The organism is Roseibium sp. AWQ4_254, from assembly GCF_056161025.1.
This window is the reverse complement of sequence record NZ_JBSWYH010000031.1, coordinates 42,748-56,865: the sequence shown is the minus strand read 5'-3', so window position 1 is coordinate 56,865 and position 14,118 is coordinate 42,748. Positions and strand designations below refer to the sequence as shown.

12 protein-coding genes are annotated in these 14,118 nt (G+C 57.5%); 4 read left to right on the top strand and 8 right to left on the bottom strand.

All coding sequences use genetic code 11. From position 1 onward, the window contains the following. Window positions 1–301: 301 nt before the first annotated feature. The 4 genes from ACXAIC_RS20600 to ACXAIC_RS20585 form a co-directional block, all read right to left on the bottom strand. Window positions 302–973: a DsbA family oxidoreductase gene (locus ACXAIC_RS20600; protein ID WP_475184648.1), complete on the bottom strand. Its 672-nt coding sequence runs from the start codon at window positions 971–973 to the stop codon at window positions 302–304. Window positions 974–1,077: 104 nt separating this feature from the next. Further along, the gene (locus ACXAIC_RS20595) at window positions 1,078–2,265 is read right to left on the bottom strand and encodes a PleD family two-component system response regulator (protein ID WP_475184644.1); all 1,188 of its coding nucleotides are present in this window, start codon (window positions 2,263–2,265) and stop codon (window positions 1,078–1,080) included. 260 nt (window positions 2,266–2,525) lie between these two features. Then, window positions 2,526–4,157 (bottom strand): AMP-binding protein, encoded by a 1,632-nt coding sequence (locus ACXAIC_RS20590; protein ID WP_475184640.1) that lies wholly within the window; start codon window positions 4,155–4,157, stop codon window positions 2,526–2,528. Window positions 4,158–4,181: 24 nt separating this feature from the next. After that, window positions 4,182–6,053 carry an extracellular solute-binding protein gene (locus ACXAIC_RS20585; RefSeq protein WP_475184635.1) on the bottom strand — a complete coding sequence of 624 codons (1,872 nt, stop codon included), beginning with the start codon at window positions 6,051–6,053 and terminating at the stop codon, window positions 4,182–4,184. A gap of 265 nt (window positions 6,054–6,318) precedes the next feature. Here ACXAIC_RS20585 and ACXAIC_RS20580 point away from each other — a divergent pair, with 265 nt between their 5' ends. After that, a complete protein-coding gene (locus tag ACXAIC_RS20580; RefSeq protein WP_475184631.1) occupies window positions 6,319–6,930 on the top strand; it encodes an invasion associated locus B family protein in 612 nt (203 codons plus the stop codon). A 140-nt stretch (window positions 6,931–7,070) separates the two neighbouring features. Here ACXAIC_RS20580 and hspQ read toward each other — a convergent pair whose 3' ends face one another. The 3 genes from hspQ to ACXAIC_RS20565 all read right to left on the bottom strand — a co-directional run bounded on the left by hspQ (window position 7,071) and on the right by ACXAIC_RS20565 (window position 9,614). After that, window positions 7,071–7,394 (bottom strand): heat shock protein HspQ, encoded by a 324-nt coding sequence (gene hspQ, locus ACXAIC_RS20575; RefSeq protein WP_029065428.1) that lies wholly within the window; start codon window positions 7,392–7,394, stop codon window positions 7,071–7,073. A 111-nt stretch (window positions 7,395–7,505) separates the two neighbouring features. Then, a complete protein-coding gene (locus tag ACXAIC_RS20570) occupies window positions 7,506–8,537 on the bottom strand; it encodes an HpcH/HpaI aldolase/citrate lyase family protein (protein WP_475184624.1) in 1,032 nt (343 codons plus the stop codon). 108 nt (window positions 8,538–8,645) lie between these two features. Then, window positions 8,646–9,614 carry a lysophospholipid acyltransferase family protein gene (locus tag ACXAIC_RS20565; protein ID WP_475184621.1) on the bottom strand — a complete coding sequence of 323 codons (969 nt, stop codon included), beginning with the start codon at window positions 9,612–9,614 and terminating at the stop codon, window positions 8,646–8,648. A gap of 228 nt (window positions 9,615–9,842) precedes the next feature. On the opposite strand from ACXAIC_RS20565, the gene ACXAIC_RS20560 reads away from it, so the two are divergent. Beyond that, entirely contained in the window at window positions 9,843–10,796 is a 954-nt protein-coding gene (locus tag ACXAIC_RS20560; protein ID WP_475184618.1) for an AEC family transporter, read from the top strand. A 17-nt stretch (window positions 10,797–10,813) separates the two neighbouring features. Here the strand turns inward: ACXAIC_RS20560 and ACXAIC_RS20555 are convergent, their stop codons facing one another. Next, entirely contained in the window at window positions 10,814–12,037 is a 1,224-nt protein-coding gene (locus ACXAIC_RS20555; protein WP_475184614.1) for a UbiH/UbiF family hydroxylase, read from the bottom strand. Window positions 12,038–12,251: 214 nt separating this feature from the next. Here ACXAIC_RS20555 and ACXAIC_RS20550 point away from each other — a divergent pair, with 214 nt between their 5' ends. After that, window positions 12,252–13,172 carry a DUF2182 domain-containing protein gene (locus tag ACXAIC_RS20550; RefSeq protein ID WP_475184610.1) on the top strand — a complete coding sequence of 307 codons (921 nt, stop codon included), beginning with the start codon at window positions 12,252–12,254 and terminating at the stop codon, window positions 13,170–13,172. A 184-nt stretch (window positions 13,173–13,356) separates the two neighbouring features. Next, window positions 13,357–14,073, top strand: coding sequence for a CDP-alcohol phosphatidyltransferase family protein (locus ACXAIC_RS20545; protein WP_475184604.1), 717 nt, complete (start codon window positions 13,357–13,359; stop codon window positions 14,071–14,073). Window positions 14,074–14,118: the final 45 nt, after the last annotated feature.

Here is a 14,118-nt window from a genome sequence, read left to right as displayed (position 1 = left end):
CAGCTGGTCCAAAAGGTCTTTGTCGATGCTCATACGTGGGTCTCCTCATCTCAGAGCTACCACGCCAGGGCACAGAATTCCGGACAGTCTCATTTCGATCAGAGAATCGTTCGCTCGTGAACAGACCAAAAAGCTCTCGCCGCTGTAAGAGCGATCAGCTATGAGACCTCATGCGCCAACGGATAAGAAGCGGATGATCTTGTTGCAGATCTTGCCCTATATCCGTATTGCGCCTTGATCTGTGCTTCGCCGAAAAACCTCCAAAACCGGTCAGATCGGTCTCTATCAATTGTGGATGGTATTACTCCATCCCGGCATCCGGATCGGTGCGCGTCTCTTGCGCATGCAGGATGGCGGCTGCAAGGGTTTCCGCCTTCTCTGCCCCTGCCAGCACGAAACGGCCGTCAATAATGAAACAGGGTACGCCTGAGACGCCCATCTCCTGTGCCTTTGCGATTTGAGCCTCGGTCTTGTCCAGATCCGTGTCCATCTCCAGCAGCTGCTCGACCAGGTCCGACTGCATCCCGGCCTCTGCGGAAATCCGGACCAGGGTCTCCGCCTGTGTCAGATCTTCCCCTTTGACGAAATAGGCATGGAACAGCCGTTCCACCACATCATGTTGCACATCATCAGCACGGGACCACAGGATCAAACGGTGGCAGTCCAAGGTGTTGGGCGAGAGTTTGATGGCGTCGAAGGCGAAATCAATACCGTCCTCCCGGCCGGCCTCCCGGATCCGGCTGTAAACCTCTCTGGACTGGTCCGGTCCGCCGAATTTGTCGTTCAGATATTGCTGCCGGTCCTTGCCTGTGCGGGGCAGGGTGGCATTCAGCTGAAACGGGTGCCAGCGCACCTGCACAGGCACCTGAGGCAAGGATCTCAATGCCGCATCCAGCCGGCGTTTGCCGATATAGCACCAGGGACACATGACATCCGATACCACATCAACCGTCAGCGGAGGCGTTTCATTCATAGAAGATCCAAGCGTTGTTCACGGCCAAGCCCGTTGGCCAAAGTTATGATATTCCCCATTCTTGACCTTACCAAAGCCAACAGGAAACAGAGGTATCTTGCCAGCTAATGGTCCCGAACGGTATGGCTCAGGATCGAATGGATGCGTTTCTGGAGCCGCGCCGTGCCGGCTTCGTTCTTCAGAACGGCCACCGGCCCGACATCCTTCACCAGGCACACAAGATCCTCGTCCCTGCTTGTGGCATCCGCAATCGACAGCAATGTGGCATGAATCTCCTCAAGATCATCGTCTGAGGCCACTTCGATGCCGAAATTGTCCGGCTGAAGCCGCATCTCCCACAAGTCCAGCCCGCGCACAGCCAAAGCTTTGCTGCAAGTCTCAAGATAGCTTAAATAATCTTCCGCTTGAAGACCGCCTTCGGCAATTTGCCGGCGCAGCCAAACTTGACTTTCTGCCAGGACCTTGTCCGCCAGGCGGCGGCGTTTGCCGAATTTGATCGCTGCCGTGATCCGCTGCACCAGGGTTTCCGTGCGGTTATCGCCAACGAGAACATCGGAGGCACCGTTGCGGAACAAAAGCGCCGTGTCTTCCTCGCTCTCACAGACGGCCAGAACCGGCAACCCTGCAAAGCGCGCGTCCCGGCGGATCTGCTGGATCGCTTCAATGGCATCGTCAAACGACGCATCAATCACAACCGCGTCGAACGCCCGCATGGCCATGAATTCCACCGCCATCTTGCCATCAAACGCGCCAACCACCTCGACCTTCTGCGCCCCGGCATCTTGCCACTCCAAAAAGCGGCCACTGACCCCAACCACCATCAGGCTGCTGGTTCCCGAATGGTGCGGAGCAGATCCAAAGCCCGGGATGCGGCCGAAGATCGAGCGCCGCAGCTGCGCTTCCTCAGACCGCATCAGGGCGCGCTGATGAATACAGATAAGCATCAGTAAAACGTCATCCGGAACAACCCGGTCGATGATCGCCGTTGCCGACACTCCGTCAGGGAGAACATCCTGGCCATCGGTCAGAATGTAAAACGGCACCTCACAGGGCAGCCCGGAGGAGCAGGAAATCAGCCATTCAAAAAACGGGCCGCGGGCCTCCATCTCAAGCGAGGCGATATCGACGACGATGGCGGCAGGCAACGCTGTGGGCAGCTGGCTTTCCCGTTCATACATGTCAAGAAGCGAAATATCGAGATCTTCCGGCCCCCCGGATTGGATGCTGCGCCTGGGACGCCGCCCTGCATACCAGTAAGGTCCGCGCCACGACAGTGACGTTTCATAATCCATGCCCAATCCCCATAAGGCACCCGCTGTTTTCGATCCGCAAATGCGCAGTCCGCAAAGGAAGTTAAACAAAAGCCATTTAACGGACGCACCAAAAGGCTCAATATTGAAAATCAAACCTTTTGAATGGTCACATACCCCACCAGACCGTCCGAGCAGTCTAAAACATGATGCGTTCCTGTGAACGCAAAAAACGACACGAGCGCTTTGATCCTGATCACCTTTTTGTTGCCGGGCCGTTTCAGGCCGGCCAGATGCCAGGTTCAGGCGACTGCGGCCGGAAGTCTCTGCGTGCGCATCGTCAATTTATCCCGGCAAATGGTTCCGTCGGCATTGCGCGGCAAGGATTGCAGGATCAGTACCCGATGCGGGATCTTCGCAAGATCCACGCCCTCCGCATCCAGGTAGGCAAAAAACGAAGCCGCATCCGGCACATTGGTGCGCTCCGGCACAAGGGCCGCATACATGCGTGCACCCAGAACCGGATCTTCCACGATGAAGGCCGCAGCCTCGCGGATGCCCGGATAGCTTGAATAAATTACATCAATGGTTTCAAGATTGCCTGTTCCGAGCGCATAGACACCCGGAATGCCAAATCCGGCAATCCCCCCATCTACCCGTTCCACCTTGATATTGGTGTTCAAGAACCCGGTGCCTTCCCAGCGGACCCGGCGCTGATCCCCGTTCAGCGTATGCCATCCGACTTCCGGAACCATTGGTCCCTTGACAAGAAGGGTCTGAGTTGGATCGTCGCTCTCTCCGGTAACGTCAATTTCCAAAAGGGCTGGCCCGCTTTCACACCCGTTCGGCCCGCTATGCTTTCCCAGCGCAGTGGCCTTCATCTTGGCCGACGGTCCGCGCGCCTTGGCAACAAGGGCAAATTCGTCGGCAATCTGAACGTCCACCAGCCTGCGGCGCGCCACAAAGGTCGTCGGGTGGGGGGCCGAGATGTTCCAGGCAGCCAAAACCGCTGTATCCGAGCTTTCCAGTTTGCGGTCCAGCGTTTGAGCCAGCGGCCCCGGCGTCAGCACCACATCAGCTGCAATGTCGTTGGCATGAGCCGCCAGATTTGCCAGAGAGGTAGGATGGTGCAGATGAAGCGTGCTGCCGGTCATCAGGAACGGCACCAGTCCACCGCCAAGCCCGGTCAAGCCGCTCAGTGAATAGGGGAGCAGCAAGGAGCTACCATCCTGGATATGCGCTTCATTCACGATCATCTGGGACGCTGCCATCCAGTGATTGTGACACCGGCTGACAGGCACATTTTCCTCGCCGCTGCGGCTCCAGCAAATGGTTGCGGTATGATCCGCCGGATCGGGGCGCTGCTGCGGGGTGAAAACCAGATCGTCTCCCATTTCGGCGAGCATCGGCCCTAACTCGATCAAACCATCGGGCACTTCCTTGCCAAGGCCAAATACAAATCTCAGGGAAAAAAGCTCTGCTGCCACATCGCGTGCGGCGGCCCCCACATCCCGGGTTTCCACTCGGTCGGCAGCGATAAAGCCTTTCGCGCCGATGGAATTGAGAGCCTCGACAACATTTTTCTGGCGCCAATGCAGCGGCAGGGGAGAGATGATCAGGTCTGCCCGCAAGGCCGCAAGCACCGCCACAACCGTATCGACGGTGTTGGGCGCCTGCACACCGATGACATGGTCCGACGACAGCCCGACCGTGCTGAAAAAAGCGGCCAGCTTGTCGATTTCCAGATCGGCTTCCGCATAGGTCAGACGACGCGGCTCGCCGCCGGTCCATTTGGCCCTGTCGGGCGCATCCACCAACGCAAGCCGGTCAGGATGGGCCTGTGCAGTTTTTCGGAAGAGTTCGTCAAGCGGTACATCGGACCAGGCTCCGCTTTCGTGATACTCGTTGATCAGATGGTCTTGGGTGACTTTCATATCTTTCTTGGTCCATTGGTCCGATTATTGAGCGGTCGCTGACCACCAGGTGTCAAATTCGTGTCCGTAAAGGGAATGATGCTGCGGCGGCTGAACCCTTTTCCAGTGGGCGACCCAATCCGCAGACACATTATAAAGCGGCACCGCATAGGCGCCGGAAATCAGGACCCGGTCAAATGCCCTGACCGCGTCCACAAACGCTTCCCGGCTGCGTGCGCCGACAATCGCATCAATCAACGCATCAATGGCCGGTTCCCGGGCGCCAACAAAATTGAAGGACCCCTTGGCGTCCGCGGCTTTGGTGCTCCAGCGCCCATATTGCTCTGCGCCGGGAGAAAGAGACGCGTTCCAGGTGTTGAACACCATGTCGAACTCGCGCTTTGTCCGGCGGTCCTCAAATTGAGACGGGTCAACGCTGCGCACACTTGCCTTGATGCCGAGTAGCTCAACCGTCCGGCCATAGGCCAGGGCCAGCTTTTCCTCATCTTCATTTTTGGCAAGAATTTCAAAGGCCAGCTGTCGGCCAGTCGTGTCGTTGATAAGCTTGCGTTCCTTGAGGCTATATCCGGCGGCCTTGAACTGGGCGAGAGCGGCCCGTAGCACCTTGCGGTCCCGCCCGGAGCCATCCCCATCCGCCGGCCGCCAGGTTCCGGCCAGCACATCCGGATCGACCGCACCGGGGAAGGGAGCTAGCAACTCCATTTCCCGCTCGCTCGCCGGACGGCCAATCGAGGAGAGCTCGGAATGGTCCCAATAGCCGGCGGTCCGCGTGTAAAGGCCAAAATAGAGGTTGCGGTTCACCCACTTGAAATCGAACAGCATACGCAGGGCCTTGCGCACGCTTACATCGGAAAACTGTTCCTTGCGGGTGTTGAAGGCAATTCCCTGCATTGGCGCGGGCACGCCGCGCGGGATCTCCATCTTGACAACGTCGCCGGAGGTGGCCGCCGGAAAATCGAAACCCTTGGCCCATCTTGCCGGGTCCCGGAAATTCAACGCATCAATCAGCCCCTTCTTGAAAGCTTCCTGAAGGGTTGTCTCGTCCCGGTAATACTCGACCCGGATCTGATCGAAATTGTCGAAACCCGCTTTCACCGGCAGGTCTTTCGCCCAATAGTCCGGGTTTTTCTCGTAAATCACCTGACGGCCCGGCGTGATCTCCTTGAAGACATAGGGTCCGGATCCGATTGGCGGTATCAGGGAAGACTTGTCGAAATTTTCTGCATCCGTGTGCTTTTTGGAGAACACCGGCGCCAGAGCGATCAGCAGGGGAAGCTCCCGGTTGTCACCGTTTTCAAACACCAGCTTCAGGCGGTTGGGCGCAGTCACTTCCTTGGTTTTGATAGCTGCATACCAGTTCCGGTAGGGCGGACGTCCCTTGTCCCGGATGATGTCGAGGGAAAAAATGATATCGTCCACCGTCACAGGCGTTCCGTCGGAAAAGCGCGCATTTGGATTGAGTTCAAACTCTATCCAGTCCCGGCTTTCGGGCATGCGGACCCGTTGGGCAATCAGGCCATAAAGTGAAAACGGCTCCGCATAGGAGCGCACCATCAGGCTTTCCAGAATATTGTTGCCGAATAGCCGTTCCCGAATCCCTCTTGCGGAGGTCCAACCCCCTTGAACAATAAAGGAATTGAGGCTGTCGAAGGTGCCCTGGACACCAAGCGTCAAGATGCCCCCCTTGGGAGCGTCCGGATTGGCATAGGGAAAGGGTTCGTCAACGCCGAGGGCAGGGGATCCATGCATGGAAACTGCATGGGTCCAGGGAACGGTTTCATCGCTCGCCAGGGCCGGTCCGGCGCCCGCAAAAAGTCCCGCGCAGACGAGGGCAAGCCCCCGCAGCCCGAGGCGCAGGGGGCAGGTGTGAGAGGCTAAAAACGCTAACAAACGCATCACCATTGCCGGAAAGTTCCTTGATTCTCAGAGCCGAGGGTAACACAAGGCCAGCCCGAACGCGCCCGTAACAAGTGCCAAAGACCGAGATATTCAGATTTGAATCGAACCCGATCGATGCGTTGCAAATCGGTCACCCTCTCGCCTCAATTCGATGCGTTACCTGCGTTTTACGGATCTTAGGTTCGAACGGGCCTTGCGGATATGATCCGGATGGCTCAGAACAACGCGAAGATTTCGCATACGCACGATTGAGGACGTTTCGATGACGAGTGTTTTGAAAAGAGGATTGTTGGGATGCGCAACGGCGGCATTCGTAGCCTTGTCTTCTTTTGCAGCTGCTCCAGCAATCGCTCAGGAAGCTAAAAGCCCCTGGACGAAGGCATGTAACACCAATCCGAATACGAAGAAGGAAATCTGCTTCATTTCGATTGAGTTGCGCACCAATACCGGTCAGTTCCTGAGCAACATCGCAATTCAGGAAGTCGCCGGCGAAGCCCGTAAGAAGCTGCTCGTGGCCGTGCCCGTCGGTGTGTTGCTGCAGCCGGGACTGCGCATCCAGATCGATGACAGCAAGCCTGTGACAGCCAAATACAGCATCTGTGCACCCAATGCCTGTTACGCCGAAATGGCGATTGACGACACGTTCATCAATGCCATGAAACAGGGTGGTGAAATGCGGGTTGCGCCGTATAACCAGCAGGCCAAGGAAATCGTTTTCAAGATGACCCTGGTTGGCTTTACCAAGGTCTATGACGGTGCGCCGATGGATGTCGGCGAGCTGCAGAAGCGTCAGGAAGAACTGCAGAGCGAGTTGCAGAAACGGGCAGATGAAGCCCGCCAGAAGCTGATCGACGCGCAAAAAGCGAGCGAATAAACGCTTCGAAAGTGATGCGTTGGAGCAGTTCTCTTATCTAGGGGATTGCTCCTGACGCTTCGGATAAAACAAAAAGGCCGGAACAAAGTGTTCCGGCCTTTTGTGGTTCAAAGCGATGGTAACAGAGGGCAAAACGCGCGTCAGTGGATCTCGACGCTGCGCGGCAGATAGGACCCGTCAGTCTGTTCTTCAAAGATCTCTTCCACCTGCGGATGGCGCACGGGTTCTCCCGTCATGTCCGGCTCCAAATTCTGTTCGCTTACATAGGCGACATATTCCGTCTCCTCGTTTTCCGCGAGAAGATGATAAAAAGGCTGGTCGCGCACAGGCCGCACGTCCTCAGGAATGGCGTTCCACCATTCTTCCGTGTTGCTGAATGTCGGGTCAACATCGAAAATAACGCCCCGAAAGGGGTAAATCCGGTGCCGGACGACCTGACCAATTCTAAATTTTGCCGTTCGCATGGATACTTGTCCGCCTACTGCATGCAATGCCGGGATACCGTGTCAGCATCCTGCTTGCAAGCACTGTAAAGCAAAACACTATACAAGAGGCCTTGCGAAATTCTAAAACCTCTAGTGTGTGGCCGATTCGCCATCCTTGGCCTCAACCAGCTTAGCCAGATCAACAATCACCTTGGCCTGTTTCCAGGTGGCATCATCCTGCATCTTCCCGTCAATCATCACAGCACCCGTGCCATCGGGCATGGCATCAAGGATCTGCCGGGCAAAGGAAACTTCCTCCGGATCCGGCGAAAAGACATTTTTGGCAATCGCGATCTGACTGGGGTGCAGCGACCAGGCCCCCAGACATCCCATCAGGAACGCGTTGCGGAACTGGCCTTCGCAGGCATCCGGATCGGAAAAATCTCCAAAGGGCCCATAAAACGGCTTGAGGCCGAAAGACAGGCAGGCATCAACCATCTTGCCAACCGTGTAGTGCCAGAGGTCCTGCTGGTAATGTGTCCGGGCGCCGGACCCGTCCGCATCAGACAGAACCGCATAGTCGGGATGACCACCGCCGACGCGGGTCGTTTTCATCCCTCGGGAGGCGGCCAGATCCGCCGGCCCGAGGCTCATGCCATGCATGCGCGGGCTGGCTCCTGCAATGGCCTCGACGTTCTTCACCCCTTCGGCAGTCTCCAGAATGGCATGAATAAGAATCGGTTTTGACAAACCCGCCCGGGCTTCCAACTGGGCCAGAAGCTGATCAAGATAGTGAATGTCCCAGGGACCTTCCACCTTGGGCAGCATGACAACATCCAGCTTGGCGCCAACAGCCCCGACAATCTCCTGAATGTCGTCCAGAAACCAGGGGCTATTCAGGCAATTGACGCGGGTCCAGAGCCCGGTTCCGCCAAAGTCGTTTTCCCGCGCCATCTGAATGAAGCCTTGCCTTGCATCGGTTTTGGCATCCGCAGGGATGGCGTCTTCCAGATTGCCAAGCAAAACATCCACCTGATCGATCAGCGCCGGCACTTTCGAACGCATCTTCTCAATATGCGGTGGAACGAAATGGATCATCCGCTCAAGCGCAACTGGTATCTCGCGAAAGGGCTCAGGAGCCCCAATGGCCAGGGGTTTGTAAAATGCGCTCGGGGTTTTCATGAAACTGCCTTCCTCCTCCAAAACAGGCCAGCAGGCCCGTTCTAGCTATAGCGCTTATGCTGCGCTGCAACCATCCCCCGATAGGCGAATGCGGAAATGGGCTGCCGTTCAGGAAAGGCGGCTACGGGACTTGGCGGCCTCTCTTTGGGCCTGCCGTCGGGCAATGCTCTTGCCGGGCGGGGCCCACTTCTTGTGGATCCACATCCATTGGTCCGGATGCTCGCTGATCCAACCCTCGAAAATCTCGTGAAAGCGGGCTGTCGCGACCCGGATGTCCTCTTGCCGGTCGTCTGTCTTCGGCACGGTTATTGCCTTGGCCTCCACCCGGAAATGCACTCCCGTTGTGCGCACCACACGGCCGACGACGATGGGCACATCGCAGGCCCTTGCAAGGGACGCTGGAAAGGCATTCGCATAGGCCATCTGGCCAAAGAAAGGCACCTGAATACCGCGGGCTTCCCGAAGGTCGCCCATCATGGCAACGACTCCGCCATTTTTAAGGGTCGCCAGGATTTTCCGGGCAGCTTCATGCCCCTTCGACAACAGCCCCCCCTGATAAAGGTCTTCACGCAACTCCCGCAGCGCCTTGTCCGCTTCCGGATTGCGCAGGGCCTGATAGACACCGGTTATCTTGACGCCGCGCTCAACGGCGGGCTGCACACACAATTCCCAATTGCCGCTGTGAAACGATACCATAAGGCAACCATGTTTGCCTGCCAAAACATCCGAGGTGACCGCATCCGGCACTGCTTCAAAACGGTGCGGCTGCTTCAAAAGCCGGTCAATATGGAAAGTTTCCGCCGTAACCCGCCCGAGATTGTCCCACATGCCGCGCACAACCGCCTCGCGTTCCTGCGCGCTCATGGAGGGAAAAGCCAGTTCCAAATGCGCAAGTGCGCGCTTGTGACGGGCATTGAAGGGGGCAAACAGACGCCAGGCGCGCCCCATCAGAAAGGAGGCGACGTCAACAGGAATAAGCCGGAACAGAAAGATGGCTGTCTTAAGGGCAATGCCTTCCAGCCTGTTCTGAAACGCGAGGCGCTTTGGCTGCTGTAATTGTCTTTTTTTTCGCGTCATATCCCAACGGATGCTTTCAAAAACTGCGCACAAAGACCGGTTGTTGCGCTCCAAGGGAACGAGTGCGCCCACTTCCCCCCTTGCGGGACCCGTCCAGACCTGATTGGAATGCGAACCTGCTCAGTTGCTTCGCAAGACACGGGTCCCATATCCAAGCTCTCCGCGAGATGCAAGCATCTTGAGCTGGTCAAACCTCTTACTGACCATCACACGAGCTCTGGAAGTTGCATGCTGGACGTTATCTCTCTGGCTTTACCGTTTTTTGGAATGATCCTTTTAGGATTTGGCGCTGGAAAGCTGAAGGACCTGCCGGAATCCGGTCTGTCCTGGATGAATTTTTTCGTCGTCTATCTGGCATTGCCCGCCTTGTTTTTCCGGCTTTTGTCCGAAACCCCGTTTGAAGAATTGGCCAATGTGTCCTTCATTGCGGCCACCACCTTCACAACCTACATCGTATTCACGATTTCCTTTTGCATCGGAGTGATCGCCACCCGTGGCAGCATTGCAGAATCCACCATTTTAGGCATTGCCGGGGCATATTCGAATGTCGGCTATATGGGGCCAGGCCTGACGCTGGCGGTTCTGGGAGAACAAGCGACAGTCCCAACTGCCCTGATCCTGACGTTCGACAATGTGCTAATGTTCATTTTGGCGCCGTTGATGATGGCGCTTGCTGGGTCCAGAAATGCGTCTTTGTCCGCGACGTTCAAGCAGATCGCATTCAAGATCTTCACCCACCCGTTCATCCTTGCCACCATTGCCGGGGTCTCTGCGGCCGCCTTTCACCTGCGCCCGCCGGAGGCCATATCAACGCTGCTTCTATATCTGAGCAATGCGGCCGCGCCTTGTGCCCTCTTTGCCATGGGAGTGAATATTGCGCTGCGTCCCCTCGGACGCATCCCGGTGGAGCTGCCGATCGTGCTGAGCGTCAAACTGCTCCTGCATCCGATCCTGGTCTTCCTGCTGATGAGCTGGATCGGGGGCTTCGATCCGAACTGGATTGCAACGGCTGTGTTGATGTCGTGTCTGCCACCGGCCACCAACGTCTTCGTGCTCGCCCAGCAATATGGCACCTATATCCAGCGCGCTTCCAGCTTTGTGCTGATCGGAACGGCCGTCTCGATCGTCACCGTCACCGGCTTCATCTGGGCCATCACGACCGGCGTCCTGCCGATTCGCTAAAGGCCAACGGGCGGCCGTTAGCCGCCAGCGCCGAGGCGGGGAAGGGTCTGCCGCAACCCAGATCCCGGCGCCAGGCCCTCCCGCATCAGCAACCGGCGGAACGGCCCGACCCTGCCGGCCAGATACATGCCGGTGCTCCGCGCCAGTTGCACAGGCAGGAAGGGGGTCAAAAGCGACCGGTTCAATATGTCGACCCCGTTTGTCCTAACGCTTATATCGCGCCGACGCTTGTCTTCATAAGATGCCAGAACGGCCGGGGCTCCGGGATCCAGATCCCTCGACCGGGCCCGGGCAACGACCTCCACCACATCCAGAATATCCCGGATCGAGAGGTTGAGACCCTGCGCACCGATTGGCGGGAACACGTGGGCCGTTTCCCCGATCAGGACCAGCCGGGGGGCGGACAGCTTTGTGGCCGTCAAACCCGATAGCGGAAAGCTCTGCACATCCGACGCCAGCTTAAAGGCGCCAAGGACCGAATGGGCGCGTCTTTCAAGATCACGTTCCAGATCTGCAGGCACCATCTCCATTATCTTGCGGGCGCCTTCCGCGCTTTCAACGCAGACAATTGAAGACTTGCGGCCGGGAAGGGGCACAAGGGTAAAAGGGCCCGTTGGTGTGTGGAATTCGGTAGAGATCTGCTGATGGGGCAGGCGGTGTTCGACATTCAACACCACCGCGACCTGGGGGTAGGACCAGGTGCGTACCTCAATGCCCGCCGCCGCCCGCAACACGGACTTCCGGCCGTCTGCTGCGATAGCCAGACGCGCTTTGACCACCTTGCCGGACGCCGTTGTGATTTCGGCAAAGTCCTGAAGGTAACGCACGGACGCAGCCACATCGGTATGGATTGTCAAATTGGACTGGTGCGCGCTTCTTTCATCAAGAGCAGCATTCAGATCATTGTTCAAGATATTGAAACCAAACTCTTCAAGACCGAGTTCAGCCCCATCGAAAACAACTTCCGGCGCACGGAACAAACGCTGCGTGTCATCGATCATGCGCATCTTCTTCAGACTGGCTGTCTTTGCTTGCAGCCCGTCCCAGACACCAATTTCGTCAAGGAGCGCAATCGAATTTTGCCACAGGGCGGTTGTGCGCCCGTCAGTTTGCCCAACATCAGGCGCAACGAGACACACCGATGCGCCCAGTTGCGCCAGTTTCAAGGCTGCGATCCGTCCGGCCGGACCGCCCCCGACAACAACAATATCGTGGACGGTATCTTGGTTCTTCTTGGGCATGGCATTGACCTGAGTTGGGTGTATCCGTCAGAGACGTCTGTCCGGGAAAGTGCTCTTTTAGACCAGGAAATCAACGGGACCAAACCGCACAGGGGCGTCGTGGCGGAAAAACGGAGGGGATGCCCCGGTCCATGCGCCAGATCAAAGCCAGGCCTCAAAAAACATGCTTCGGTCTTGGCTTGCGCAGCACACCAGCCACGTCAGACAGACCAAAATGACTTTTGTTCCATCCGGTTTTGAAAAACCGGCCCCGCGCCGGACACGCTCCGAAACAGCTCAGGCCTGGAGTTTTCTGCTCCTTTTGGCTGGCGCCCTGTCGGTTCTTGGATGGTCCTACCTGGCCGCGATGATCGCCGACATGATCCCGTCCATGGATATGGCAGAAGCCGGCCCGGGCATGGGCCTCTTCAACACCTTCAACCTGTTCGATGGGGTGCCCGCAGAGGCACGGGCAGCGCTGGCAAGCCTGTGCCTGCCCACCAGTGCGACATTCGGCATGCCGTCCCAGGCCATGACTGGCCTCGACCTTCTGAAGGTCTTCCTCATGTGGGGGATGATGTCGATTGCCATGATGGTGCCGACTGCGTTGCCCATGCTGCGCGCCTATTTCAAGGCACTCGTGGCAAACGGGAACCCGGGCAAACAGGCACTGCTGCCATCCGCCGCGGCTTTGATCGGATATCTGACGGTCTGGCTGGGGTATGCCCTGGCCGCAACCTGCGCCCAATGGGCGCTTCATAAGGCCGGCGGCCTGACAGACATGATGGCCCCGGCCAGCCTCGCGCTGACAACATCGGTCCTGTTCGCCGCCGGGCTCTACCAGTTCACGCCGGCAAAACGGGCCTGCCTTGCAAGATGCTGGTATCCGCGCTGGGTCTTTGCCCACTCAGAAGACAGGACACCTGCCTCAGCTGGATATGCCGAAGGTCTCGTTCAGGGCTGGGCCTGTCTCGGCTGCTGCTGGGCGGTCATGACGGTCATGTTTGCTGTTGGTCTGATGAATGTGCTCTGGATCGCGATCCTCGGCCTGATAATGGCCCTTGAAAAGGCACTTACAAGCCGGGCCCTGCCGCTGGCGATCGGTATCTTTCTTCTGGTCTGGTCCGGATTTCTGGCCGCATCGATCTATTTCTGATCAAGACACCCTGTTTTCTTGCTGAATCACAAGAGGGGCTGTTTTTTAGGTTCACACTGTCATACGTTTGCAATATTAGTCCCCCTGCGCGGCAGCATGAAGCTTAGGCGGGGAAAAGCACATTTTGCTTGAAACCGGACACGAATACGACCTGCGCCGTGTTCTTTGAGTGTGAGGATACCTCGTGACGGACATTACCCCGGGCAAAACAGCGCCCGAACCCGCTCTGTTTCTGATCCATGTCCTTACGGCATCCGGCGCACCGATAGCGCTGGTCGCTCTCCTGGCGGGGGCTCAAGGAAATTGGGCTGAGATGTTCGCCTGGCTCGGCCTTGCCTTTTTTGTCGATGGAATTGACGGTCCGCTCGCCCGCCGTTTTAACATTGCCGAACGCCTGCCACGATGGTCTGGCGCCTCACTCGATTTTGTCATCGACTATGCCACCTATGTTTTCCTGCCGGCCTTTGCCCTGTCCTGGAGCCTGATGCTGACGCAGCCCTGGAACTGGATCTGCGGCGGTCTGGTCGTCTTCACCGGCGCGCTTTATTTCGCCGATAACGGCATGAAAACCCCGGACGGATCATTCAAGGGCTTTCCGGCTGGCTGGAACCTGGTTGTTTTCGGGCTGATGGTGATCTCCCCGTCCGAAGCCTTCACCATTGCGGCGGTCCTGCTCTGCTGTGCCTTGACCTTTGCCCCCGTGCGCTTTGTGCATCCGGTGCGTGTGCGCCGCTGGCGGATGGTAACGCTGCCGGTCACCTTGCTGTGGATGGGCCTTGCAGCGCTGGCGATTGTCAACGGCATGGTCTTGAGCGGCCCGTTGACGCTTCTGTTTACCCTGGCCAGCCTCTACCTCTTTTCGGTCTCTGCGGTCCAGCAGCTCATCGACCGGGTGGATTGAGGCGGACCGCTTTTTCTCAACATCAGATTTTAGGCACGGGGCTAT

Coding starts and splice junctions, on each gene's coding strand:
- ACXAIC_RS20570 (WP_475184624.1), bottom strand. CDS start 8,537: ATGAAAACCCCGAGCGCATTTTACAAACCCCTGGCCATTGGGGCTCCT.
- ACXAIC_RS20600 (WP_475184648.1), bottom strand. CDS start 973: ATGAATGAAACGCCTCCGCTGACGGTTGATGTGGTATCGGATGTCATG.
- hspQ (WP_029065428.1), bottom strand. CDS start 7,394: ATGCGAACGGCAAAATTTAGAATTGGTCAGGTCGTCCGGCACCGGATT.
- ACXAIC_RS20585 (WP_475184635.1), bottom strand. CDS start 6,053: ATGCGTTTGTTAGCGTTTTTAGCCTCTCACACCTGCCCCCTGCGCCTC.
- ACXAIC_RS20550 (WP_475184610.1), top strand. CDS start 12,252: ATGACTTTTGTTCCATCCGGTTTTGAAAAACCGGCCCCGCGCCGGACA.
- ACXAIC_RS20580 (WP_475184631.1), top strand. CDS start 6,319: ATGACGAGTGTTTTGAAAAGAGGATTGTTGGGATGCGCAACGGCGGCA.
- ACXAIC_RS20565 (WP_475184621.1), bottom strand. CDS start 9,614: ATGACGCGAAAAAAAAGACAATTACAGCAGCCAAAGCGCCTCGCGTTT.
- ACXAIC_RS20590 (WP_475184640.1), bottom strand. CDS start 4,157: ATGAAAGTCACCCAAGACCATCTGATCAACGAGTATCACGAAAGCGGA.
- ACXAIC_RS20555 (WP_475184614.1), bottom strand. CDS start 12,037: ATGCCCAAGAAGAACCAAGATACCGTCCACGATATTGTTGTTGTCGGG.
- ACXAIC_RS20560 (WP_475184618.1), top strand. CDS start 9,843: ATGCTGGACGTTATCTCTCTGGCTTTACCGTTTTTTGGAATGATCCTT.
- ACXAIC_RS20595 (WP_475184644.1), bottom strand. CDS start 2,265: ATGGATTATGAAACGTCACTGTCGTGGCGCGGACCTTACTGGTATGCA.